The sequence below is a fragment of the Enterobacter sp. ENT02 genome (genome assembly GCF_019219165.1).
Classification (GTDB): domain Bacteria; phylum Pseudomonadota; class Gammaproteobacteria; order Enterobacterales; family Enterobacteriaceae; genus Enterobacter; species Enterobacter mori.
Genome location: NZ_JAHUWD010000013.1, coordinates 1 through 23,051, shown reverse-complemented (window position 1 = coordinate 23,051; position 23,051 = coordinate 1). Strand labels below are relative to the sequence as shown.

Annotated in this window: 20 protein-coding genes, 2 tRNA genes and 1 rRNA gene; 12 read left to right on the top strand and 11 right to left on the bottom strand. The window is 56.9% G+C overall.

Translation table 11 applies throughout. The features are described 5' to 3' along the window. The first annotated feature begins 161 nt into the window (after positions 1–161). The 9 genes from KW829_RS22390 to trmL all read left to right on the top strand — a co-directional run bounded on the left by KW829_RS22390 (position 162) and on the right by trmL (position 10,251). On the top strand, positions 162–2,069 hold the full coding sequence (locus tag KW829_RS22390) for a PTS mannitol transporter subunit IICBA (protein WP_218309114.1): 1,908 nt from the start codon (positions 162–164) through the stop codon (positions 2,067–2,069). 97 nt (positions 2,070–2,166) lie between these two features. Further along, entirely contained in the window at positions 2,167–3,315 is a 1,149-nt protein-coding gene (gene mtlD / locus KW829_RS22385; RefSeq protein WP_218309113.1) for a mannitol-1-phosphate 5-dehydrogenase, read from the top strand. Then, positions 3,312–3,902, top strand: coding sequence for a mannitol operon repressor MtlR (mtlR, locus tag KW829_RS22380; RefSeq protein WP_218309112.1), 591 nt, complete (start codon positions 3,312–3,314; stop codon positions 3,900–3,902). The genes mtlD and mtlR overlap by 4 nt, the downstream gene beginning before the upstream one ends. A 57-nt stretch (positions 3,903–3,959) precedes the next feature. After that, positions 3,960–4,322 carry a YibL family ribosome-associated protein gene (locus KW829_RS22375; protein WP_010436679.1) on the top strand — a complete coding sequence of 121 codons (363 nt, stop codon included), beginning with the start codon at positions 3,960–3,962 and terminating at the stop codon, positions 4,320–4,322. Between the two features lie 279 nt (positions 4,323–4,601). Continuing rightward, positions 4,602–6,257 (top strand): L-lactate permease, encoded by a 1,656-nt coding sequence (gene lldP, locus KW829_RS22370; protein WP_010436678.1) that lies wholly within the window; start codon positions 4,602–4,604, stop codon positions 6,255–6,257. Beyond that, positions 6,254–7,027, top strand: a complete 774-nt coding sequence (gene lldR, locus KW829_RS22365) for a transcriptional regulator LldR (protein ID WP_010436677.1) — start codon at positions 6,254–6,256, stop codon at positions 7,025–7,027. Before lldP ends, lldR begins: the two co-directional genes overlap by 4 nt. Beyond that, positions 7,024–8,211 (top strand): FMN-dependent L-lactate dehydrogenase LldD, encoded by a 1,188-nt coding sequence (gene lldD, locus KW829_RS22360; protein WP_010436676.1) that lies wholly within the window; start codon positions 7,024–7,026, stop codon positions 8,209–8,211. Before lldR ends, lldD begins: the two co-directional genes overlap by 4 nt. 180 nt (positions 8,212–8,391) lie before the next feature. Further along, positions 8,392–9,732, top strand: a complete 1,341-nt coding sequence (locus KW829_RS22355; protein WP_100165402.1) for an aromatic acid/H+ symport family MFS transporter — start codon at positions 8,392–8,394, stop codon at positions 9,730–9,732. Positions 9,733–9,777: 45 nt separating this feature from the next. Continuing rightward, a complete protein-coding gene (gene trmL / locus KW829_RS22350) occupies positions 9,778–10,251 on the top strand; it encodes a tRNA (uridine(34)/cytosine(34)/5-carboxymethylaminomethyluridine(34)-2'-O)-methyltransferase TrmL (protein ID WP_010436675.1) in 474 nt (157 codons plus the stop codon). 37 nt (positions 10,252–10,288) lie between these two features. On the opposite strand, the gene ilvC is transcribed toward trmL, so the two are convergent. Then, a complete protein-coding gene (gene ilvC, locus KW829_RS22345; RefSeq protein WP_218309111.1) occupies positions 10,289–11,764 on the bottom strand; it encodes a ketol-acid reductoisomerase in 1,476 nt (491 codons plus the stop codon). A 152-nt stretch (positions 11,765–11,916) separates the two neighbouring features. Between ilvC and ilvY the strand changes: the two genes are divergently transcribed. After that, positions 11,917–12,807, top strand: a complete 891-nt coding sequence (ilvY, locus tag KW829_RS22340; RefSeq protein WP_010436673.1) for an HTH-type transcriptional activator IlvY — start codon at positions 11,917–11,919, stop codon at positions 12,805–12,807. 45 nt (positions 12,808–12,852) lie between these two features. Here the strand turns inward: ilvY and ilvA are convergent, their stop codons facing one another. The 6 genes from ilvA to ilvL all read right to left on the bottom strand — a co-directional run bounded on the left by ilvA (position 12,853) and on the right by ilvL (position 19,403). Further along, positions 12,853–14,397, bottom strand: coding sequence for a threonine ammonia-lyase, biosynthetic (gene ilvA / locus KW829_RS22335; protein WP_010436672.1), 1,545 nt, complete (start codon positions 14,395–14,397; stop codon positions 12,853–12,855). A 2-nt stretch (positions 14,398–14,399) separates the two neighbouring features. Beyond that, complete coding sequence (gene ilvD / locus KW829_RS22330; protein WP_089599711.1) at positions 14,400–16,250, bottom strand: dihydroxy-acid dehydratase; 1,851 nt, start codon at positions 16,248–16,250, stop codon at positions 14,400–14,402. Positions 16,251–16,310: 60 nt separating this feature from the next. After that, complete coding sequence (gene ilvE, locus KW829_RS22325) at positions 16,311–17,240, bottom strand: branched-chain-amino-acid transaminase (RefSeq protein ID WP_014885677.1); 930 nt, start codon at positions 17,238–17,240, stop codon at positions 16,311–16,313. Positions 17,241–17,258: 18 nt separating this feature from the next. Beyond that, positions 17,259–17,522, bottom strand: a complete 264-nt coding sequence (gene ilvM / locus KW829_RS22320) for an acetolactate synthase 2 small subunit (protein WP_006179206.1) — start codon at positions 17,520–17,522, stop codon at positions 17,259–17,261. Then, positions 17,519–19,165: an acetolactate synthase 2 catalytic subunit gene (gene ilvG / locus KW829_RS22315; RefSeq protein WP_218309110.1), complete on the bottom strand. Its 1,647-nt coding sequence runs from the start codon at positions 19,163–19,165 to the stop codon at positions 17,519–17,521. The genes ilvM and ilvG overlap by 4 nt, the downstream gene beginning before the upstream one ends. Positions 19,166–19,304: 139 nt before the next feature. Next, a complete protein-coding gene (ilvL, locus tag KW829_RS22310; protein ID WP_001311244.1) occupies positions 19,305–19,403 on the bottom strand; it encodes an ilv operon leader peptide in 99 nt (32 codons plus the stop codon). A 341-nt stretch (positions 19,404–19,744) separates the two neighbouring features. On the opposite strand from ilvL, the gene KW829_RS22305 reads away from it, so the two are divergent. Further along, complete coding sequence (locus KW829_RS22305; RefSeq protein WP_218309108.1) at positions 19,745–21,265, top strand: YifB family Mg chelatase-like AAA ATPase; 1,521 nt, start codon at positions 19,745–19,747, stop codon at positions 21,263–21,265. Between the two features lie 29 nt (positions 21,266–21,294). On the opposite strand, the gene KW829_RS22300 is transcribed toward KW829_RS22305, so the two are convergent. Then, positions 21,295–21,633 (bottom strand): DUF413 domain-containing protein, encoded by a 339-nt coding sequence (locus KW829_RS22300; RefSeq protein WP_008501577.1) that lies wholly within the window; start codon positions 21,631–21,633, stop codon positions 21,295–21,297. A 118-nt stretch (positions 21,634–21,751) separates the two neighbouring features. On the opposite strand from KW829_RS22300, the gene hdfR reads away from it, so the two are divergent. Beyond that, on the top strand, positions 21,752–22,573 hold the full coding sequence (hdfR, locus tag KW829_RS22295) for an HTH-type transcriptional regulator HdfR (protein WP_089599716.1): 822 nt from the start codon (positions 21,752–21,754) through the stop codon (positions 22,571–22,573). Positions 22,574–22,670: 97 nt separating this feature from the next. On the opposite strand, the gene KW829_RS22290 is transcribed toward hdfR, so the two are convergent. The 3 genes from KW829_RS22290 to rrf form a co-directional block, all read right to left on the bottom strand. Continuing rightward, positions 22,671–22,746: transfer RNA gene (locus KW829_RS22290), tRNA-Trp, on the bottom strand. A 53-nt stretch (positions 22,747–22,799) separates the two neighbouring features. Continuing rightward, positions 22,800–22,876: transfer RNA gene (locus KW829_RS22285), tRNA-Asp, on the bottom strand. 56 nt (positions 22,877–22,932) lie between these two features. Next, positions 22,933–23,048 (bottom strand): 5S ribosomal RNA (gene rrf, locus KW829_RS22280). Positions 23,049–23,051 lie beyond the last annotated feature (3 nt).

Genomic DNA, 23,051 nt, shown 5'->3' with positions numbered 1-23,051 from the left:
TTACGTGACTGAGATCACACAAATTTTCGCTGTCTGGACAGTTGAACGATTCAGTGCCAGATTTCACAGCATCAGAACAGGGCCCGGCTACCTCTGCCGCCGCACATTAACGATAAACCTCGGGCCGCAAGCCTAAGCGTAAACATAAGAAGGGGTGTTTTATGTCATCCGATTTCAAGATCAAAGTTCAAAGCTTTGGTCGTTTCCTCAGCAACATGGTGATGCCAAACATCGGCGCGTTTATCGCGTGGGGTATCATCACTGCATTGTTCATTCCGACAGGGTGGTTGCCTAACGAAACGCTGGCGAAGCTTGTTGGTCCAATGATTACCTATCTGCTGCCGCTGCTCATCGGTTTCACCGGTGGTCGTCTGGTCGGCGGTGACCGTGGTGGCGTCGTGGGTGCCATCACAACCATGGGTGTTATCGTCGGTGCGGATATGCCGATGTTCCTCGGCGCCATGATTGCCGGTCCTCTGGGCGGCTGGGCGATTAAGAAATTCGACGTCTGGGTTGATGGCAAGATCAAATCCGGCTTCGAAATGCTGGTGAACAACTTCTCTGCGGGCATCATCGGGATGATCCTCGCGATTCTGGCGTTCATGGGCATTGGCCCCGCGGTTGAAGTGCTGTCCAAAATTCTGGCAGCAGGCGTTAACTTCATGGTTGCGCACGACATGCTGCCGCTGGCGTCTATCTTCGTTGAACCGGCGAAAATCCTGTTCCTCAACAACGCCATTAACCACGGCATCTTCTCGCCGCTGGGTATTCAGCAGTCCCATGACCTCGGCAAGTCCATCTTCTTCCTGATTGAAGCGAACCCGGGTCCGGGTATGGGCGTTCTGCTGGCGTACATGTTCTTTGGTCGCGGCAGCGCTAAGCAGTCTGCGGGCGGCGCGGCTATCATTCACTTCCTGGGCGGTATCCACGAAATTTACTTCCCGTACGTGCTGATGAACCCACGTCTGATCCTGGCCGTTATCCTCGGCGGTATGACGGGTGTGTTCACGCTGAGCGTGCTGGGCGGTGGTCTGGTTTCTCCAGCGTCTCCGGGCTCTATCCTGGCGGTACTGGCGATGACGCCAAAAGGGGCTTACTTCGCTAACATCGCGGCGATCTGTGCGGCGATGGCGGTCTCCTTCGTGGTGGCGTCTATCCTGCTGAAAACCAGCAAAGTGAAAGAAGACGACGATATCGAAGCGGCAACCCGTCGTATGCACGACATGAAAGCGGAATCCAAAGGCGCTACCCCGCTGGCCGCTGGCGATGTTTCTAACGACCTGAGTCACGTGCGTAAAATCATCGTTGCCTGTGACGCCGGTATGGGTTCCAGCGCAATGGGTGCAGGCGTGCTGCGTAAGAAAGTACAGGATGCGGGTCTGACCAATATCTCTGTCACTAACAGCGCGATTAACAGCCTGCCGCCGGACGTTGACCTGGTGATCACGCACCGCGATCTGACCGAACGCGCCATGCGTCAGGTGCCTCAGGCGCAGCACATTTCGCTGACTAACTTCCTCGACAGCGGCCTGTACACCAGCCTGACAGAGCGTCTGGTTGCGGCCCAGCGTCACGAAGACAATGAAGTCAAAGTGCGTAGCAGCCTGCAGGACAGCTTCGACGAGAGCAATGCTCACCTGTTCAAACTGGGCGCGGAAAACATCTTCCTCGATCGTACCGCGACCAACAAAGAAGAAGCGATTCGCTTTGCCGGTGAGCAGCTGGTAAAAGGCGGCTACGTTCAGCCAGAATACGTTGACGCAATGCTGGAACGTGAAAAACTGACCCCAACCTACCTGGGTGAATCCATCGCGGTTCCGCATGGTACGGTTGAAGCAAAAGACCGCGTGCTGAAAACGGGCGTGGTGTTCTGTCAGTACCCTGACGGCGTGCGCTTCGGCGAAGAAGAAGATGACATCGCCCGTCTGGTGATTGGTATTGCCGCACGCAACAACGAGCACATTCAGGTGATTACCAGCCTGACCAACGCGCTGGACGATGAGTCTGTTATCGAGCGCCTGGCACAGACTGAAAGCGTTGAAGAAGTTCTGGCACTGCTGAACAAGTAAGTTCCAACTATTCCCTCTCCCTTTGGGAGAGGGTTAGGGTGAGGGAAAAGCCTCACCCCAGCCCTCTCGGGTAAAAACATTAATGAAGGTTAATACTATGAAAGCATTACATTTTGGCGCAGGTAACATTGGCCGTGGTTTTATCGGCAAACTGCTGGCAGACGCGGGCATTACGCTGACGTTTGCCGATGTGAATCAGTTGGTCCTGGATGCCCTGAATGCCCGTCATAGCTATCAGGTCCACGTAGTGGGTGAAAACGAGCAGGTTGAAACCGTGTCGGGCGTGAATGCGGTAAGCAGCATTGGCGACGACGTTATCGACTTGATTGCCAGCGTTGATCTGGTCACCACTGCAGTAGGTCCGGTGGTGCTTGAGCGTATCGCGCCTGCGGTGGCAAAAGGTCTGGCGAAGCGTAAAGCACAGGGCAACGACGCTCCGCTGAACATCATCGCCTGCGAAAACATGGTGCGCGGCACCACGCAGCTGAAAGGCCACGTTCTGGCGGCTGTCGCTGACGAAGACAAAGCATGGGTTGAAGCGCACGTCGGCTTTGTCGACTCCGCCGTTGACCGTATCGTACCGCCATCAGAATCTGCAACCAACGACCCGCTGGAAGTGACCGTTGAAACCTTCAGCGAGTGGATCGTCGATAAAACCCAGTTTAAAGGCACCCTGCCTACCATCCCGGGGATGGAATTAACTGATAACCTGATGGCATTTGTCGAACGTAAACTCTTCACGCTGAACACGGGTCATGCTATAACCGCGTACCTCGGAAAATTGGCCGGTCATCAGACCATTCGTGACGCGATCCTCGATGAGAAGATCCGCGCGGTGGTGAAAGGGGCAATGGAAGAGAGCGGCGCGGTGCTGATCAAACGCTACGGTTTTGATGCTGATAAACACGCAGCATACATCCAGAAAATCCTCGGTCGTTTTGAAAACCCGTATCTGAAAGATGACGTTGAGCGCGTGGGTCGTCAGCCGCTGCGTAAACTGAGCGCGGGCGATCGCCTGATTAAGCCGCTGCTGGGCACGCTGGAATACGGCCTGCCACACGCTAACCTGGTGAAAGGGATCGCGGCCGCAATGCACTACCGCAGCGAGCAGGATCCGCAGGCGATTGAGCTGGCTCAGCTGATTGATGACAACGGCGCGCAGGCTGCGCTGGCGCAGATTTCCGGTCTGGACGCCAACAGCGACGTGGTGGCGGAGGCGGTGAGCGCATATAACGCAACCAAATGATACAGAGTCCGGCGCAGGTTAGCCTGCGCCCGAATAACAGATTGTCAGATATGCAGGCAATAATGGAACAAACCCAGGCCTTTGAAAACCGTGTGCTTGAGCGTCTGAATGCTGGCAAAACCGTACGAAGTTTCCTGATTGCCGCCGTCGAGCTGTTAACTGAGGCGGTCAATATCCTGGTGCTTCAGGTGTTTCGCAAAGACGACTACGCGGTAAAATATGCTGTAGAACCGTTACTGGACGGAGACGGACCGCTGGGCGATCTTTCAGTGCGTCTGAAGCTGATTTACGGCCTTGGCGTGCTAAGCAGGCCAGAGTATGAAGACGCTGAATTGCTGATGGCATTACGCGAAGAGTTAAATCATGACGGTAATGAGTACACCTTTACTGATGATGAAATTCTTGGGCCTTTCAGCGAATTACACTGCGTCACCGCATTGCCCCCTGCGCCCCATTTTGATAACAGCGACCCTGAGCTGTACGCGATGCAAAAGCTGCGTTATCAACAGGTTGTCCGTTCCACCATGGTACTTTCCCTGACTGAGCTGATTTCCCGAATCAGCTTAAAAAAAGCGTTTCAGAAGTAAGCCTGCGCACATTGGTGTATCCTTCCTGTAAATTCCCCCGATTTAGAGTCATTTGTCATGAAAGAAGTCGAAAAGAACGAAATTAAACGCCTGAGCGACCGTCTGGATCTCATCCGTCACCAGATGGCTGGCCTTTCCCTGGTTGATTCCGCTGAGAAGTACGCCGAGCTGGAGAAAGAAGCTGCCACGCTGGAAACAGAAATCGAGCGTCTGCGCGAAGTGAAAGGCCAGAAGCTGAGCAAAGAAGCGCAAAAGCTGATGAACATGCCGCACCGCCGTGCGATCACCAAAAAAGAGCAGGCCGACATGGGCAAGCTGAAAAAAAGCGTCCGTGGCCTGGTGGTGGTGCACCCGATGACCGAGCTTGGCCGCGAAATGGGCCTGAAAGAGATGACGGGTTTTTGTAAGACCGCGTTCTGATAATTCTCCCTCTCCCTGTGGGAGAGGGCCGGGGTGAGGGCATCAGACCCCACCCCGCTTCAAATTGGCCCAACCAATTCCTCTTTTCTTCCTTCCCTGGTTCACAATTCCATTATTTTCACTCACAAACTCATTGCCTGGCCATAACATCTGGTTAACCATTTGTTGTCATTAACCCTACAACACAACATTGGCAGGACCACTTTTACACAGACTGTGACGCAGAGATGAGCGGAGACTCACCCGCAACGCTAACTGTGTGGTCCCCAGGAGACCTGCATGAGCCTCTGGCAACAAAACTACGATCCGGCCGGAAACATCTGGCTGTCGAGCCTGATCGCATCGCTTCCGATCCTGTTCTTCTTCTTTGCGCTGATTAAACTCAAGCTGAAGGGCTACCTCGCCGCGACGTATACCGTTGCCATCGCCCTGATGGTGGCGTTGTTCTTCTACAAAATGCCGGTCGATCGCGCGCTGGCGTCCGTCGTCTATGGCTTCTTCTACGGACTGTGGCCGATTGCGTGGATCATCATCGCCGCCGTCTTTGTCTACAAAATCTCGGTAAAAACCGGGCAGTTCGACATCATTCGCTCGTCTATTCTCTCCATCACGCCGGACCAGCGTTTGCAGATGCTGATCGTCGGCTTCTCCTTCGGAGCATTTCTGGAAGGGGCGGCAGGATTTGGCGCACCGGTGGCGATCACCGCGGCGCTGCTGGTGGGTCTGGGCTTTAACCCGCTTTATGCCGCGGGCCTGTGCCTGATTGTGAACACCGCGCCGGTAGCCTTCGGCGCGATGGGGATCCCGATTCTGGTGGCGGGACAAGTGACCGGGCTGGACAGCTTTGAGATCGGCCAGATGGTGGGCCGCCAGCTGCCGTTCCTGACCATCATCGTGCTGTTCTGGATCATGGCGATTATGGACGGCTGGCGCGGCGTGAAAGAGACCTGGCCCGCGGTGATGGTGGCGGGCGGTTCGTTCGCGATTGCCCAGTATCTCAGCTCCAACTTCCTCGGCCCTGAGCTGCCGGACATTATCTCTTCCCTGGTGTCGCTGGTCTGTCTGACGCTGTTCCTGAAACGCTGGCAGCCAGTGCGCATCTTCCGCTTTGCCGATATGGGTGCCTCACATGTGGATCAGACTCTGGCCCGCACGGGCTATACGGCCGGGCAGATCGTCCGCGCCTGGTCACCGTTCCTGTTCCTGACCGCCACCGTGACGCTGTGGAGCGTTCCACCGTTTAAAGCGCTGTTCGCGCCTGGTGGCGCGCTGTACGACATGGTGATTAACATCTCCGTGCCATTCCTCGACAAGATGGTCGCGCGTATGCCGCCGGTGGTGCACGACGCCACGCCGTACGCGGCGGTATTCAAATTTGACTGGTTCTCCGCTACCGGCACGGCCATTCTGTTTGCCGCTATCCTTTCCGTGGTGTGGCTGCGCATGAAGCCTGCCGCCGCAGTGCAGACCTTTGCGGCGACGATTAAAGAGCTGATGCTGCCGATCTACTCCATCGGCATGGTGCTGGCGTTCGCGTTTATCTCGAACTACTCCGGCCTGTCGTCGACGCTGGCGTTAGCCCTGGCGCATACCGGCCACGCGTTTACCTTCTTCTCGCCGTTCCTCGGCTGGCTGGGCGTGTTCCTGACCGGTTCCGATACCTCATCAAACGCCCTGTTTGCCGCCCTGCAGGCGACGGCAGCGCAGCAGATTGGCGTGTCGGACGTGCTGCTGGTCGCCGCTAACACCACCGGCGGCGTGACCGGGAAGATGATTTCCCCGCAGTCCATCGCCATTGCCTGTGCCGCGGTGGGACTGGTGGGTAAAGAGTCGGATCTGTTCCGCTTTACCGTGAAACACAGCCTGATATTTACCTGCATGGTGGGCGTTATTACCACGCTGCAGGCCTATGTCTTAACCTGGATGATTCCATGATAGTGATGCCCAGACGCCTCTCCGACGAGATTGCCACTCGCGTGCGGGCGCTGATTGAAGAACAACATCTGGAAGCGGGCATGAAATTGCCCGCCGAACGCCAGCTTGCCGCCCAGCTTGGCGTGTCGCGCAATTCACTGCGCGAGGCGCTGGCGACGCTGGTTAACGAAGGGGTACTGCTGAGCCGTCGCGGCGGCGGTACTTTCGTGCGCTGGCAGCATGATGACTGGTCCGAGCAAAATATCGTCCAGCCGCTGAAAACGCTGATGGAAAACGACCCGGACTACAGCTTTGACATCCTTGAAGCGCGTCACGCCATCGAAACCAGCACCGCGTGGCACGCGGCAATGCGGGCAACCGAGGCCGACAAAGAGAAGCTCAAAGCCTGTTTCGAAGCCACGCAAAGCAGCGATCCGGACATCGCCTCGCAGGCGGACGTGCGGTTTCACCTGGCGATTGCCGAGGCGTCGCACAACGTGGTTCTGCTGCAGACCATGCGCGGCTTCTTCGACCTGCTGCAGTCCTCCGTAAAGCAGAGCCGCCAGCGTATGTATCTGGTCCCGCCGGTTTTCGCTCAGCTAACCGAACAGCACGAGGCGGTGCTCAACGCCATTCTGGCGGGCGATGCCGAGGCCGCGCGCAAGGCGATGATGGCGCATCTCGGCTTCGTGCACACCACCATTAAACGATTCGATGAAGATCAGGCCCGACAGGCGCGCATTACCCGTCTGCCTGGCGACAACGATATTTCCAGGGAGAACAAAGCATGATTATTTCAGCAGCCAGTGACTATCGCGCCGCGGCGCAGCGCATTTTGCCCCCTTTCCTGTTCCACTACATCGACGGCGGGGCGTATGCCGAATATACCCTGCGCCGCAACGTGGAAGATCTGTCAGAAGTGGCCCTGCGCCAGCGCGTGCTGAAAAATATGTCTGACCTGAGCCTTGAGACAAGGCTATTCAACGAGACGCTTTCCATGCCGGTGGCGCTCGCGCCCGTAGGCCTGTGCGGTATGTACGCCCGACGTGGCGAAGTGCAGGCCGCCGCCGCGGCGGATGCTAAAGGCATTCCGTTTACGCTTTCCACCGTGTCCGTCTGCCCGATTGAAGAGGTCGCCCCGACCATCAAGCGCCCGATGTGGTTCCAGCTGTACGTCCTGCGCGATCGCGGCTTTATGCGTAACGCGCTGGAGCGCGCGAAAGCGGCGGGTTGCTCCACGCTGGTCTTTACCGTCGATATGCCGACGCCTGGCGCGCGCTACCGTGATGCGCACTCCGGCATGAGCGGCCCAAACGCCGCGCTGCGCCGCTACTGGCAGGCCGTCACCCACCCGCAGTGGGCGTGGGATGTGGGTCTGAACGGACGTCCACACGATCTGGGAAATATTTCGACCTATCTCGGCAAACCAACCGGACTGGAAGATTACATCGGCTGGCTGGCAAATAACTTCGATCCGTCCATCTCGTGGAAAGACCTGGAGTGGATCCGCGAATTCTGGGACGGCCCGATGGTGATCAAAGGGATCCTTGACCCGGAAGATGCCCGCGACGCGGTGCGCTTCGGCGCGGACGGGATCGTGGTCTCTAACCACGGCGGACGCCAGCTCGACGGCGTGCTCTCTTCTGCCCGCGCGCTGCCCGCCATCGCCGATGCGGTGAAAGGGGACATCGCGATTCTGGCCGACAGCGGCATTCGCAACGGGCTGGACGTGGTGCGCATGATTGCCCTGGGGGCAGACAGCGTGCTGCTGGGTCGTGCATACCTGTACGCGCTGGCCACCAGCGGTCAGGCGGGCGTGGCGAACCTGCTGAACCTGATCGAGAAAGAGATGAAGGTGGCGATGACGCTGACCGGTGCGAAGACGATTAGCGAAATTAGCAAGGATTCGCTGGTGCAAGAACTCAGTAAACTGCCTGCTGCGCTGGCGCCGCTTTCTCAAGGAAACGCGGCCTGAACTTCTCCTGTTAACCTTTGTTTTTCACGCGCCCGATTCCCCCCTCGGGCGCTTTTTTTGTCGAAAATAACACCCAGTTAACATATTAGATAAGAAAATTTGACACAACCCGCCCCTCCGCAATTGTATAGACAAGCAAATACAAGAGCACAAAAACAACATCACTTCAGAGGGGATCGTATGACGTATTCAGGTCGGGTGGATATTCAGCAGGTGATCGATGAAAGTCGCTTTTCAGGGTTTCACTGGCTTCTGATTGTGCTGGGCTTTCTGGTTCTGGCGATCGATGGTTTCGATACCGCCGCGATGGGTTACATTGCGCCGACGCTGTCGGCCGAATGGGGAATACATAAACAGGATCTGGGGCCGGTACTGAGTGCGGCGCTGCTGGGGCTGTCGCTGGGGGCGCTTATTGCTGGCCCGGTGTCCGACAGAGTGGGACGCAAACGCGTGCTGGTCTTTTCGTGTCTGTTCTTCGGCCTGGCGAGTCTGGGCACGGCCTGGGCACAAAGCCTGAATACCCTGACGCTATGGCGTTTTCTGACAGGCCTGGGGCTCGGCGCCGCGATGCCTAACGCCATCACGCTGATCTCCGAGTTTGCCCCTCAGCGCTGCCGCGCCATGGCCATTAATACCATGTACTGCGGCTTTCCTCTGGGTGCGGCAGGCGGCGGCGCGATCTCTTCCTGGCTTATTCCTCACCATGGCTGGCGAAGCGTGCTGCTGACCGGTGCGATTGCGCCGCTCATTTTAACGCTGCTGCTGGCGCTGCTTTTACCGGAGTCGGTGAAGTTTCTGGTGCAGCGCGGGAAAGACGTCATGCAGATTCGCCGCATCGCTAGCCGGTTCGCGCGCAGCACGCTGGATGGCGTCACGGGCTTTTTCCTCGCGGAAGAGAAGGTCGTCTCTAAGAAAGGGAGCGTAGCGCAGCTTTTCTCTCAACCCTGGTTACCCGGCACCCTGATGCTGTGGGTGACCTACTTTATGGGACTGGTTATTTACTACGTCCTGCTGAGCTGGATGCCGACGCTGATGCAGGGCATGGGCTATGCACTGGCGGAATCGGCCTGGCTCACCTCGCTGTTCACCTTCGGCGGTACCGCAGGCATTCTGCTTGCGGGCTGGATGATGGACCGCTGGGAAGCGCACAAGGTAGTCGCGGGCGGCTTCGTGCTGACAATGGGCCTCATTCTTTTGCTGGGCATTGAGCATAACCATATCGTTCTGTTTGGCGGGTTAATTTTCCTGATGGGTATCGCAATGAATGGCGCACAGTCAGGAATGCAAACCCTGGCGGCCACCTTTTATCCTACCGAGTGCCGCGCCACGGGTATCGCCTGGATGCAGGGGATCGGCCGCTTTGGCGGCGTGGCGGGAACCATGACCAGCGCCCAGCTTCTTTCCATGCAGTGGCAGGCAGACAGTATTTTAATGATCCTCAGCGTGCCCGCCCTGGTGGCCGCTGCGGCAACCTGCTACAAAATGCTGCGCTGCCGCGCGCAGGAACCCAGCGTCGCATAGTCCCGCTCTTTTCTGCTATTCTGCCCCCGCAATTAAGGGGGCAGCATGCTTAACATCGTTTTATTCGAACCAGAAATACCACCCAATACCGGCAACATCATCCGACTGTGCGCCAACACCGGTTTTCGCCTGCATATCATTGAGCCGATGGGCTTCACGTGGGACGACAAGCGCCTGCGTCGCGCGGGGCTGGATTACCATGAATTTACTGCCGTCGTTCGCCATCACGATTACGCCACGTTTCTGGAAGCCGAAAAACCGCAGCGCATGTTCGCCCTGACTACCAAAGGCACCCCAGCGCACAGCGCGGTGAGCTATCAGGACGGGGATTATCTGATGTTTGGCCCGGAAACGCGCGGCCTGCCAGCCACCATTCTTGATGCCTTGCCAGCCGAGCAAAAAATTCGTATTCCGATGATGCCGGACAGCCGCAGCATGAATCTGTCGAATGCGGTGTCGGTGGTGGTGTATGAGGCGTGGCGCCAGCTGGGATACCCCGGCGCAGTACTGCGTAGCTGAAACATGTCGGGTGGCTTTCGCCACCCGATTCGTCGATTTAGCCTGCTACCGCGATACGCTTCATATCGGTCATGTAGCCGCGCAGTTTCTGGCCCACTTTCTCGATTTCGTGGCTGCGGATCGCGTCGTTTACGTCACGCAGCTGCGCGTTGTCAACCGCACCTTCTGGAATCGCTTTGCCCAGATCGCCTGCCTGCAGAGTGGTCATAAACTCTTTCAGCAGCGGTACACAGGCGTAAGAGAACAGGTAGTTACCGTATTCTGCGGTATCAGAGATAACCACGTTCATTTCATACAGGCGCTTACGGGCGATGGTGTTCGCGATCAGCGGCAGCTCGTGCAGTGATTCATAGTACGCAGACTCTTCGATGATGCCGGAGTCCACCATGGTTTCGAATGCCAGCTCAACGCCTGCTTTCACCATCGCGATCATCAGTACGCCTTTATCGAAGTACTCCTGCTCGCTGATTTTGCCGTCGAACTGTGCAGCGTTTTCAAACGCGGTTTTACCGGTCTCTTCGCGCCAGGTCAGCAGGTTTTTATCGTCGTTCGCCCAGTCCGCCATCATGCCGGAAGAGAATTCGCCGGAGATGATGTCATCCATGTGTTTCTGGAACAGCGGTGCCATGATGGTTTTCAGCTGTTCAGACAGCGCGTAAGCACGCAGTTTTGCCGGGTTGGACAGACGGTCCATCATCAGCGTAATGCCGCCCTGCTTCAGCGCTTCGGTGATGGTTTCCCAGCCGAACTGAATCAGTTTTTCCGCGTAGGACGGGTCGGTGCCTTCTTCCACCAGCTTGTCGAAGCACAGCAGAGAACCGGCCTGCAGCATGCCGCACAGAATGGTCTGCTCGCCCATCAGGTCAGATTTCACTTCAGCAACGAAAGACGATTCCAGAACGCCCGCACGGTGGCCGCCAGTCGCCGCTGCCCATGCCTTGGCAATCGCCATGCCTTCGCCTTTCGGATCGTTTTCCGGGTGAACCGCGATCAGGGTCGGCACGCCGAAGCCACGTTTGTACTCTTCACGGACTTCGGTACCCGGGCACTTCGGTGCCACCATCACTACGGTGATGTCTTTACGGATCTGCTCGCCCACTTCAACGATGTTGAAGCCGTGGGAGTAACCCAGCGCCGCGCCGTCTTTCATCAGCGGCTGTACGGAACGCACAACGTCTGAGTGCTGCTTGTCTGGCGTCAGGTTAACCACCAGATCCGCCTGCGGGATCAGCTCTTCGTAGGTACCCACTTTGAAACCGTTTTCGGTCGCTTTACGCCAGGAAGCACGCTTTTCGGCAATCGCTTCTTTACGCAGGGCATAAGAGATATCCAGCCCGGAGTCACGCATGTTCAGGCCCTGGTTCAGACCCTGCGCGCCACAGCCGACGATGACCACTTTTTTACCCTGAAGGTAGCTCGCGCCATCGGCAAATTCGTCGCGCGCCATAAAGCGGCATTTGCCCAGCTGCGCCAGCTGCTGGCGCAAGTTCAGTGTATTAAAGTAGTTAGCCATGGGTGATACCTCGTGATGTTGTGTGTCTTATTGTTCGGTTCGCGTTTCAGCGAGAATGTACCCACATTACAACAGGAAATTTATTGCGGAAATTGATATATTCACAACGTCACGTTGCAGTTTTTGCAATGTAAAAAGAGGGAGTGGAATCGGTGGATTTACGCGATCTGAAAATGTTCCTGCACCTGGCGGAAAGCCGTCACTTTGGCCGCAGCGCCCGGGCGATGCACGTCAGCCCCTCCACGCTTTCGCGCCAGATCCAGCGCCTTGAGGAAGACCTCGGCCAGCCGCTTTTCGTGCGCGATAACCGCACCGTCACGCTGACGGAAGCCGGTGAAGAACTGCGCGTCTTTGCCCAGCAGACCTTGTTGCAGTACCAGCAGCTGCGACACACCATCGACCAGCAAGGGCCGTCGCTTTCCGGCGAGCTGCATATTTTCTGCTCCGTGACCGCCGCCTATAGCCATCTGCCGCCCATTCTCGACCGCTTCCGCGCGGCGCATCCGTCGGTCGAAATTAAGCTCACCACCGGCGATGCCGCCGACGCAATGGAAAAAGTGGTGACGGGCGAAGCGGATCTCGCCATTGCCGGGAAACCCGAAACCCTGCCGGGCGCGGTGGCGTTCTCCATGCTGGAAAATCTGGCGGTGGTGTTGATTGCCCCGGCGCTGCCCTGCCCGGTGCGTAATCAGGTGTCGGTGGAAAAACCGGACTGGTCCACGGTGCCGTTTATCATGGCCGATCAGGGCCCGGTTCGCCGCCGCATTGAGCTGTGGTTCCGCCGTCAGAAGATCAGCAACCCGTCGATATACGCCACGGTCGGCGGCCATGAGGCGATGGTGTCGATGGTGGCGCTGGGCTGCGGCGTGGCGCTGCTGCCGGAAGTGGTGCTGGACAACAGCCCGGAGCCGGTGCGCAATCGCGTGATGATTTTAGAGCGCAGCGACGAGAAAACGCCGTTTGAGCTTGGCGTGTGCGCACAAAAAAAGCGGCTGCATGAGCCGCTTATTGATGCGTTCTGGAAGATATTGCCGAACCACTAAAGCCGGGTGGCGCTGCGCTTACCCGGCCCACACGCAGCTAAACCCTTAGCCCGCGAGGAAGAAGCGGAACGCCGGGTTATGGGTTTCGTCGTGACACTCGTAGCCCAGCTCGTTCAGCCGCGTTTCGAAATCCGGCTCGTGCTCGCCCAGTTCGAACGCCGCCAGCACGCGGCCGTAGTCGGTGCCGTGGCTGCGGTAGTGGAACAAAGAGATGTTCCAGTGTGTTCCAAGAGTATGCAGGAACTTGAGCAGCGCGCCCGGCGATTCCGGGAACTCAAAGCTAAACAGGCGTTCCTTGAGCGGCTTCGATGGACGCCCGCCGACCATGTAGCGCACGTGCAGCTTTGCCATCTCGTCGTCAGAGAGATCGACCACGCTGTAGCCTCCCTCATGCAGCAGGTTGAGGATCTCTTTGCGCTCCTCTACGCCGCGGCTCAGACGCACGCCGACAAAAATGCAGGCGTCTTTGGCATCGGCAAAACGGTAGTTAAACTCCGTCACCGAACGGCCGCCCAGCAGCTGGCAGAACTTCAGGAAGCTGCCCTTCTCTTCCGGAATGGTCACCGCCAGCAGCGCTTCACGCTGTTCGCCCAGCTCACAGCGCTCGGAAACGTAGCGCAGGCCGTGGAAGTTCACGTTTGCACCAGACAGCACGTGCGCCAGCCGCTCGCCGCGAATATTGTGCTGCGCGATGTATTTTTTCATGCCCGCCAGCGCCAGCGCGCCGGAAGGTTCCGCCACCGCACGGACATCCTCGAACAGATCTTTCATCGCCGCGCAGATGGCGTCGCTATCGACCGTGATGATGTCGTCGAGATATTCCTGGCACAGGCGGAAGGTTTCATCCCCAATGCGCTTCACCGCCACGCCCTCGGCAAACAGCCCGACGCGCGGCAGGTCTACCGGATGACCCGCATCCAGCGCCGCCTTAAGGCAGGCAGAGTCTTCCGCTTCAACGGCGATGACTTTGATCTGCGGCATCAGCTGTTTGATCAGCACCGCGACGCCCGCAGCCAGGCCACCGCCGCCGACCGGCACAAACACGCGGTCGAGATGGGCATCCTGCTGCAGCAGCTCAAGCGCCAGCGTGCCCTGCCCGGCAATCACCATCGGGTGGTCGAACGGCGGCACCCAGGTGAAACCCTGCTGCTGCGCCAGCTCAATCGCTTTGGCTTTTGCTTCGTCGAAGTTAGCCCCGTGGAGCAGCACTTCACCGCCAAAACCGCGGACCGCATCGACTTTGATGTCTGCGGTAGCGACCGGCATCACGATCAGCGCTTTCAGCCCCAGACGGGCAGACGAGAACGCAACGCCCTGGGCGTGGTTGCCCGCCGAGGCGGTAATCACGCCGCGCGCTTTCTGCTCGTCGGTCAGCCCGGCCATCATCGCGTAGGCGCCGCGCAGCTTGAAGCTGTGCACCGGCTGACGGTCTTCGCGCTTCACCAGAATGACGTTGTCGAGGCGCGAAGAGAGTTTTTCCATTTTCTGCAGGGGCGTGACCTGCACGGCTTCATAGACCGGCGCGCGTAGCACCGCTCTCAGATATTCCGCCCCCTCGGGGGCGGCGGATAAGGGTTGTGACTCGGCCATCATTAGCCCCCAAGTTTAGATTTATCGCGCACCGCGCCTTTATCTGCACTGGTGGCAAGGCTCGCGTAGGCGCGCAGGGCGAAGGAGACTTCGCGCTGGCGGTCTTTCGGCGTCCAGGCTTTGTCGCCGCGCGCTTCCTGCGCTTCACGACGGGCCGCAATTTCCTGATCGCTCAGCTTGAGCTGAATGCCGCGATTCGGAATGTCGATTTCGATAAGATCGCCGTCTTCGATGATCGCAATGTTGCCGCCGCTTGCCGCTTCCGGGGAAACGTGGCCGATGGAGAGGCCGGAGGTGCCGCCGGAGAAACGCCCGTCGGTGATCAGCGCGCAGGCTTTACCGAGCCCCATGGATTTCAGGAAGGTGGTTGGGTAGAGCATCTCCTGCATGCCCGGACCGCCTTTCGGCCCTTCGTAGCGAATGACGACCACGTCGCCTGCCACCACTTTGCCGCCGAGGATAGCGTCTACTGCTTCATCCTGACTTTCGTACACTTTCGCCGGACCGGTAAATTTCAGGATGCTGTCGTCCACGCCTGCGGTTTTCACGATGCAGCCGTTTTCGGCAAAGTTACCGTACAGCACGGCCAGGCCGCCGTCTTTGCTGTAGGCATGCTCCAGCGAGCGGATACAACCTTCGGCGCGGTCATCGTCCAGGGTGTCCCAGCGACAGTCCTGGGAGAATGCCTGGGTGGTGCGAATACCGGCAGGACCCGCGCGGAACATTTTTTTCACCGCGTCGTCTTTGGTCAGCATCACGTCGTACTGGTCCAGCGACTCCGGCAGCGTAAGGCCGAGCACGTTTTTCACTTCACGGTTCATCAGGCCCGCACGATCCAGCTCGCCCAGAATGCCCAGCACGCCGCCCGCGCGGTGTACGTCTTCCATATGATATTTCTGGGTACTCGGCGCGACTTTACACAGCTGCGGCACTTTACGGGACAGCTTATCGATATCGCTCATGGTGAAGTCGATTTCGGCTTCCTGCGCGGCGGCCAGCAGGTGCAGAACGGTGTTGGTGGAACCGCCCATGGCGATATCCAGCGTCATGGCGTTCTCAAACGCGGCTTTGCTGGCGATGTTGCGCGGCAGCGCGCTGGCATCGTCCTGCTCGTAGTAGCGTTTAGTCAATTCAACGATGCGCTTACCGGCGTTAAGGAACAGCTGTTTGCGGTCGGCGTGGGTCGCCAGCAGCGAGCCGTTACCCGGCTGAGAAAGACCCAGCGCTTCGGTCAGGCAGTTCATGGAGTTGGCGGTAAACATACCGGAACAGGAACCGCAGGTCGGACACGCAGAGCGCTCAACCTGGTCGCTCTGCTCGTCAGAGACTTTCGGGTCCGCGCCCTGGATCATCGCATCGACCAGGTCGAGCTTGATGATTTTGTCGGAGAGCTTGGTTTTCCCCGCTTCCATTGGACCGCCGGAGACGAAGATCACCGGAATATTCAGGCGCAGGGAGGCCATCAGCATCCCCGGGGTGATTTTGTCGCAGTTGGAGATGCAGACCATCGCATCGGCGCAGTGGGCGTTAACCATGTACTCAACCGAGTCGGCGATCAGCTCGCGCGATGGCAGTGAATAGAGCATGCCCCCGTGCCCCATCGCGATACCGTCATCCACCGCAATGGTGTTGAACTCTTTCGCCACGCCGCCGGAGGCTTCGATTTGCTCGGCAACCAGCTTGCCGAGATCGCGCAGGTGCACGTGGCCCGGTACGAACTGGGTGAAGGAGTTCACCACGGCGATAATCGGCTTGCCGAAATCGGCGTCCGTCATTCCGGTAGCGCGCCACAGTGCGCGGGCACCCGCCATATTACGACCGTGGGTGGTGGTGGCTGAACGATACTTAGGCATGCTTTATTTACTCCCGTCTGACTATTTAATGGGACGGTGCGTGCCGTCCCAAATTTATACTTAGTGATTAACCTGATCCAACCAGCCGTATTTATCTTCTGTTTCGCCGGTGAAGAGGCCAAAGAACGCTTGCTGAATACGTTTGGTGACCGGGCCACAGCGGCCTTCGCCCACCTGGATACCGTCTACGCTGCGCACCGGCGTGATTTCAGCCGCGGTACCGGACATGAACACTTCATCGGCCAGATACAGGGATTCGCGGGACAGCACCTGCTCGCGCACTTCGATACCCAGATCTTTCGCCAGTTTGATGATGGCGTCACGGGTGATGCCCGGCAGCGCGGACGAGGTGAACGGCGGCGTGAACAGGATGCCGTCTTTTACTTCAAACAGGTTTTCACCCGCGCCTTCAGAGATGTAGCCGTTCACGTCCAGGGCAATGCCTTCCTGATAGCCGTGGCGGCGCGCTTCGCTACCGACCAGCAGAGAAGAAAGGTAGTTGCCGCCCGCTTTCGCGGCTGTCGGGATGGTGTTTGGCGCCACGCGGTTCCAGGAAGAGACCATTGCGTCGATCCCCTGCTCCAGGGCTTCAGCACCCAGGTAGGCACCCCATGGGAACGCGGCAATGATCACATCGGTGTTGTAACCGGCTGGCGGGTTCACGCCCATGCCGACGTCGCCCACGAAGACCAGCGGACGAATATAGGCGCTGGTCAGGTTGTTTTTACGGATCACCTCGCGACAGGCTTCCATCAGCTCATCAACGCTTTGAGAAACCGGGAAACGATAAATTTTGGCTGAGTCATGCAGACGCTGCATATGTTCGCGATGGCGGAACACCACTGGTCCTTTGTGAGAGTCGTAGCAACGGATGCCTTCAAACACGGAGGTACCGTAGTGCAGCGCGTGGGACATCACGTGGACCTTCGCGTCCTCCCAGCGAACCATCTCACCGTTGAACCAAATGTAATCAGCTTTTTTTGTCGTCATTTTTTCGTCCTGTCACGCTTAAGCGCGGATTTGTTGTGATGTGGTTGTGCTCTGGCAGATGGCAACATGGGCAACGTCTACCAGTTTTGATAATTGGCTAAACAGTAAGTCGACCGACCGCGGGCTGGCAACGGTTAATTCGATACTGATGTTCTGGGCGTCTGTGGCCGTTTCCATATTCATAGAGCAAATCTGAAAACCACGATGACGCACCACGCGCAAAACGCGCTCTAAGGTTTCCGGGTTGAAGCGAGCCTGTACGGCGACCTGATGCTGCATCATGATAATTTCTCCATCATTTGTGAGTTACTGGCACCAGGCGGTACCAACGGCCAGACGTTCTCGAGTTCGTCGATTGAGACATGAAGCAGGTAAGGCCCATCGCTGTTCAGCATGGTGTCGAGCGCCGCTTCAACCTGATCTTTACGGGTGATGTGCTGGCCAGGGATTCCAAAGGCGCTGGCCAGGGTGAGGAAATCGGGGTTATCGGTGAGAGTCGTTTCGCTGTAACGCTCCTGGAAGAACAGCTGCTGCCACTGGCGAACCATCCCTAAACGCTGGTTGTCGAGCAAGACGATTTTCAGCGGCAACTGCTTACGCTTAACGGTGCCGAGCTCCTGAACGTTCATCATGAAGGAGCCGTCACCGGAGATACAGATAACGGTATCGTTCGGGCGGGCAACCTGCGCGCCAACGGCTGCTGGCAGACCGAAGCCCATTGTCCCTAACCCGCTGGAGGTGATGAAGTTTTCCGGGCGGGTGTAGGTCATGTGCTGCGCGGACCACATCTGGTGCTGGCCTACGTCGGTTGTGACGATGCTGTCAGCCGGTTTACGGTCGGACAGCTGCTTCAACAGCAGCGGTGCGTAGATGGCCTCGCCGGGATGGTCGTAACGCCAGGCGTGCTCGGCGCGCATGTCTGCGGTGTGCTGACGCCACGCGTTGATATCCAGCGGCTGCTGCAGTGCCGGTAACAGCGCGTTGAGATCGCCCTGCAGCGCGACGTGCGCCTGACGCAGCTTGTTCATCTCCGCCGGGTCGATATCCATATGGATGACGTTGGCGTTCGGCGCAAAGGTATTCAGCTTGCCAGTGACGCGGTCGTCAAAACGGGCGCCTACGGCGATGAGCAGATCGCACTCCTGCACCGCCAGGTTTGCCGCTTTGGTGCCGTGCATCCCCAGCATGCCCAGATAGTATGGGTAGTTCGCGTCTACGGCACCCAGACCTTTCAACGTGCAGGTCGCTGGCATCTGCGTTGTTGCGATAAATTCGCGCAGGGCTGGAACGGCCTGCGCCATGCCGACGCCACCGCCGATGTACAACATCGGCTGTTTCGCCTGCGCCAGCATCTGACGGGCCTCTTCAACTTCCGCCTCCGGAAACGCATTGTCGCTTTCAACAGTAGAGAAGTGGGGTTCCAGATCGCCAGGTGCCACCTGGATATCTTTCGGGATATCGACCAGAACCGGGCCAGGACGACCGGAGCTTGCCACTTCGAACGCTTCTGCCATTACGCGCGGCAGCTCTTCCAGAGACTGGACGAGGAAGCTGTGTTTGGTGCAGGCCAGCGATAAACCAAGGACGTCGACTTCCTGGAAAGCATCGGTACCGATGAACGGAGACGCCACCTGGCCGGTGATGGCGACAATGGGAACGGAATCCAGCAGGGCATCCGCCAGACCGGTGATTAAGTTAGTTGCGCCTGGGCCTGAAGTGGCCATGCAGACACCGGTTTTGCCCGTGGCACGAGCGTAACCAATGGCCGCCATCGCTGCACCCTGCTCGTGTCGGCACAACAGGTGTTCCACGCCGCCGTCATACAGTGCATCGTAAATCGGCATAATTGCGCCACCCGGATAACCGAATACGGTTTCCACTCCCTGCGCGCGCAACGCATGTACAACCCATTGTGCCCCATTCATAGTTAGTTCCCCGTCATAAAACTGGAGAAACAGAATTTTGTGCTAGTCGTCATGCTCTGCTCCTCGTTTACGTTTTTTAGTCATAAAAAAACCCCCGGACCTTTCGGTGCGGGGGTCTTAGTTCGTTAAGGCTTGATTTCTAAGCCTTTCCTCGTCCAAGTGCAGCCCCGCACGGTGGGATAATAATCACCACCACGCTAATCACGACCAGGCTAATCACTCGTAGAAGGGCTGTCATTTTCAGTTCTTTCTGCATCTTGTTCGAAGGAATACCTAAAGAGTTATCACAGAATTCAAAACAAACACAAGATTTATTTATGGCTCACTTGATTAGCCAGCAAATCATATTTCTTAAAATCGTTGTTTTATATGAGGAAAATAGAAAATGAATATTTTTCATTTTTTTACGGCGGACTACAGCGTCGAAATGCGGTTTTTTACGTTCTGCGGGAAGGCTTCCATGATTATGCAATGGTATGAATGCGGCGTGAAAATACCTGAACAAGTGCCGTAAATTCACAAAATGCCGCTAAAAAGACAATACATGCGCTGGCATAGTCACACCAGGAGGTAGTGCAAATGTCACTGTCAGTTGTTTATACGCGTGCGGCTCTCGGGGTGAAGGCACCGCTGATTTCCGTAGAGGTTCATTTGAGTAATGGGCTACCGGGACTCACGCTTGTCGGGCTACCGGAAACGACGGTTAAAGAGGCGAGGGATCGCGTTCGCAGCGCAATAATAAATAGCGGTTATACCTTCCCCGCGAAGAAGATTACCATCAACCTTGCCCCCGCCGATCTACCTAAAGAGGGGGGACGATACGATTTACCTATCGCGATTGCGCTTCTCGCGGCCTCTGAGCAGCTTAATACAACCAGGCTAGGCTCGTACGAGTTCGTGGGCGAACTCGCGCTCACAGGCACGTTAAGAGGCGTTCCCGGTGCAATATCCGGAGCGCTGGAGGCAATCCGTGCAGGGCGGCAAATCATTGTCGCCAATGAAAATGCATCAGAGGTGAGTCTTATTGCAGAAAAGGGATGCCTTATAGCGGGGCATCTTCAGGAAGTGTGTGCCTGGCTGGAAGGGCGACATGAGCTGTCCGAACCGGAGGAGTGTGACGATGAGGTAACGGATGTACCAGAGGATCTCAGCGAGATTATGGGACAGGAGCAAGGGAAACGGGCGCTGGAGATCACGGCAGCGGGTGGACACAATCTTCTGCTGATTGGCCCACCGGGTACGGGTAAAACCATGCTGGCGAGCAGGTTGAGTGGGTTGCTCCCACCGCTTAATAATCATGAAGCGCTGGAAAGCGCCGCGATATATAGCCTGATCGGTTCTACGTCGCTGCAAAAACAGTGGCGTCGACGTCCTTTTCGTTCCCCGCATCATAGCGCTTCACTGACGGCAATGGTCGGCGGTGGGTCTATTCCGGGGCCGGGTGAGATCTCACTGGCGCACAATGGCATTCTGTTTCTCGATGAGCTGCCTGAATTTGAGCGCCGCGTGCTGGATGCACTGAGGGAACCCATTGAATCCGGCGAAATACATATCTCACGCACGCGTGCCAAAATAAGCTATCCCGCCAGGTTTCAGCTCGTCGCGGCGATGAACCCCAGCCCCACGGGACACTATCAGGGGAATCATAACCGCTGCACGCCAGAGCAGACGCTGCGCTATCTGGGAAAGCTGTCCGGCCCGTTCCTCGATCGTTTCGATTTATCACTGGAAATCCCGCTTCCACCGCCTGGCATACTCAGGCAGACGGGTATACAGAGTGAATGCTCTGCAAATGTTCGCGAGCGGGTTATCGCGGCGCAGGCGCGACAGTATGCTCGTCAGAACAGACTGAATGCGCGGCTGGATAATGCCGGGATCCGACAGTTTTGTTCACTTAACGGTGAGGATGCGGGGTGGCTGGAAGAGACGTTGACGCGATTTGGGCTGTCCATACGTGCGTGGCAGCGTCTGTTGAAAGTGGCCAGAACCATTGCTGATGTGGAGGGCTGTACTGACATTGAAAGGAAACATTTGCAGGAAGCGCTGAGCTATCGCGCTATTGACCGTTTGCTGCTGCATCTGCAGAAGTTGCTGGCATAAAAAAGGGGCCGTAGCCCCTTCTCACCATCTTAGTCGTCAGACTCGGTGTAGTCTTCTGCACCTTCCATCTGCGGCTTACCGCCAGACAGCGTATGGAAGCGCTTTGGACGCTTAATGCGTGCCATATACTTGATCCATACACGTTCTGCTTCAGACTGCGGCTCACGCTCACCACGGCACACAGAAACAAACTGTTTTTCGTCTTCGGTAGCAGGTTCACGCTTACCCAGATCCAGCTCGTTAAAGGCATAACCATGGCGCTCAAGCAGTTGAGCTTCTTTGATGGTGAAATCGCCGTGACGAGAGAACCCGCGCGGATAATGTTTATTGTCGAAAAAACGATTAGTCGTCGTAAAGCTTTCCGCCATCCTACACGCTCCTAATTCTTTGGCCGAGCTATTTATGGCGCGGAGTATTAGTTACGCTTGACAGAGTGTAAAACAAAACATTTAAATCATAACGACAAATAATTTTGTGGAGAAAGATGTGGATACGGAATTGCTAAAAACTTTCCTTGAAGTGAGCAGAACGCGTCACTTCGGGCGAGCCGCTGAAGCCCTTTACCTGACGCAGTCAGCAGTCAGTTTTCGTATTCGACAGCTGGAAAATCAACTGGGTGTGAATCTTTTTACCCGCCATCGCAACAATATCCGCCTCACGCCTGCCGGTGAAAAACTGCTTCCGTATGCGGAGACATTGATGAACACCTGGCAAGCGGCGCGTAAAGAGGTTGCGCATACCTCAAGACACAATGAATTCTCGATTGGTGCCAGCGCATCCCTGTGGGAATGCATGCTCAGTCAATGGTTGAGCCGGTTGTATCATTCACACGGGCATCTGCAATTTGAGGCCAGAATTGCGCAACGTCAGTCGCTTGTTAAGCAACTCCATGAGCGCCAACTTGATCTTCTGATCACGACCGAAGCCCCCAAGATGGACGAATTTAGCAGCCAGATCGTAGGGCAGTTTGGTCTTGCGCTTTATGCGTCTGAGCCGTCAATGATGAAAGCCGATCTGAGTTATCTGCGTCTGGAATGGGGCCCGGATTTTCAGCAACATGAGTCTGGGTTGATTGCCAGCGATGATGTCCCCCAGTTAACAACAAGCTCTGCGGAGATTGCCTGCCAGCAGTTGCCTTTATTAAAGGGCTGCACCTGGCTACCTACTCGCTGGGCAGACAGCAGACCGGGTCTGCATACCGTCGCAGATTCCACGACGCTTTCCAGACCGTTATATGCTATTTGGCTGCAGAACAGCGATAAGCAGTCGCAGATTAAAGATCTTCTAAAAATCAATATCATGGACTAACGCAAAAAGCCTGCAGAGATGCAGGCTTCTTATTAGAAGAGGTGTATGTCGTATTACAGGCAAAAAAAAATCCTTTGCCGAAGCAAAGGATTCTATATGGCAGGGGCGGAGAGACTCGAACTCGCGACACCCGGTTTTGGAGACCGGTGCTCTACCAACTGAGCTACGCCCCTAAAGTTTCTTACCATCAAGCCTGCCTAAAAGGCAGGCTTGATGTCTTAATAAGTGGCGGAACGGACGGGACTCGAACCCGCGACCCCCTGCGTGACAGGCAGGTATTCTAACCGACTGAACTACCGCTCCACCGAAGACTGCTTGTAACCACCGGATTAATGCACCGGCTTACTACTTAATTTGATGCCTGGCAGTTCCCTACTCTCACATGGGGAGACCCCACACTACCATCGGCGCTACGGCGTTTCACTTCTGAGTTCGGCATGGGGTCAGGTGGGACCACCGCGCTAAAGCCGCCAGGCAA

Coding starts and splice junctions, on each gene's coding strand:
- KW829_RS22390 (WP_218309114.1), top strand. CDS start 162: ATGTCATCCGATTTCAAGATCAAAGTTCAAAGCTTTGGTCGTTTCCTC.
- mtlD (WP_218309113.1), top strand. CDS start 2,167: ATGAAAGCATTACATTTTGGCGCAGGTAACATTGGCCGTGGTTTTATC.
- mtlR (WP_218309112.1), top strand. CDS start 3,312: ATGATACAGAGTCCGGCGCAGGTTAGCCTGCGCCCGAATAACAGATTG.
- KW829_RS22375 (WP_010436679.1), top strand. CDS start 3,960: ATGAAAGAAGTCGAAAAGAACGAAATTAAACGCCTGAGCGACCGTCTG.
- lldP (WP_010436678.1), top strand. CDS start 4,602: ATGAGCCTCTGGCAACAAAACTACGATCCGGCCGGAAACATCTGGCTG.
- lldR (WP_010436677.1), top strand. CDS start 6,254: ATGATAGTGATGCCCAGACGCCTCTCCGACGAGATTGCCACTCGCGTG.
- lldD (WP_010436676.1), top strand. CDS start 7,024: ATGATTATTTCAGCAGCCAGTGACTATCGCGCCGCGGCGCAGCGCATT.
- KW829_RS22355 (WP_100165402.1), top strand. CDS start 8,392: ATGACGTATTCAGGTCGGGTGGATATTCAGCAGGTGATCGATGAAAGT.
- trmL (WP_010436675.1), top strand. CDS start 9,778: ATGCTTAACATCGTTTTATTCGAACCAGAAATACCACCCAATACCGGC.
- ilvC (WP_218309111.1), bottom strand. CDS start 11,764: ATGGCTAACTACTTTAATACACTGAACTTGCGCCAGCAGCTGGCGCAG.
- ilvA (WP_010436672.1), bottom strand. CDS start 14,397: ATGGCCGAGTCACAACCCTTATCCGCCGCCCCCGAGGGGGCGGAATAT.
- ilvD (WP_089599711.1), bottom strand. CDS start 16,250: ATGCCTAAGTATCGTTCAGCCACCACCACCCACGGTCGTAATATGGCG.
- ilvE (WP_014885677.1), bottom strand. CDS start 17,240: ATGACGACAAAAAAAGCTGATTACATTTGGTTCAACGGTGAGATGGTT.
- ilvM (WP_006179206.1), bottom strand. CDS start 17,522: ATGATGCAGCATCAGGTCGCCGTACAGGCTCGCTTCAACCCGGAAACC.
- ilvG (WP_218309110.1), bottom strand. CDS start 19,165: ATGAATGGGGCACAATGGGTTGTACATGCGTTGCGCGCGCAGGGAGTG.
- ilvL (WP_001311244.1), bottom strand. CDS start 19,403: ATGACAGCCCTTCTACGAGTGATTAGCCTGGTCGTGATTAGCGTGGTG.
- KW829_RS22305 (WP_218309108.1), top strand. CDS start 19,745: ATGTCACTGTCAGTTGTTTATACGCGTGCGGCTCTCGGGGTGAAGGCA.
- KW829_RS22300 (WP_008501577.1), bottom strand. CDS start 21,633: ATGGCGGAAAGCTTTACGACGACTAATCGTTTTTTCGACAATAAACAT.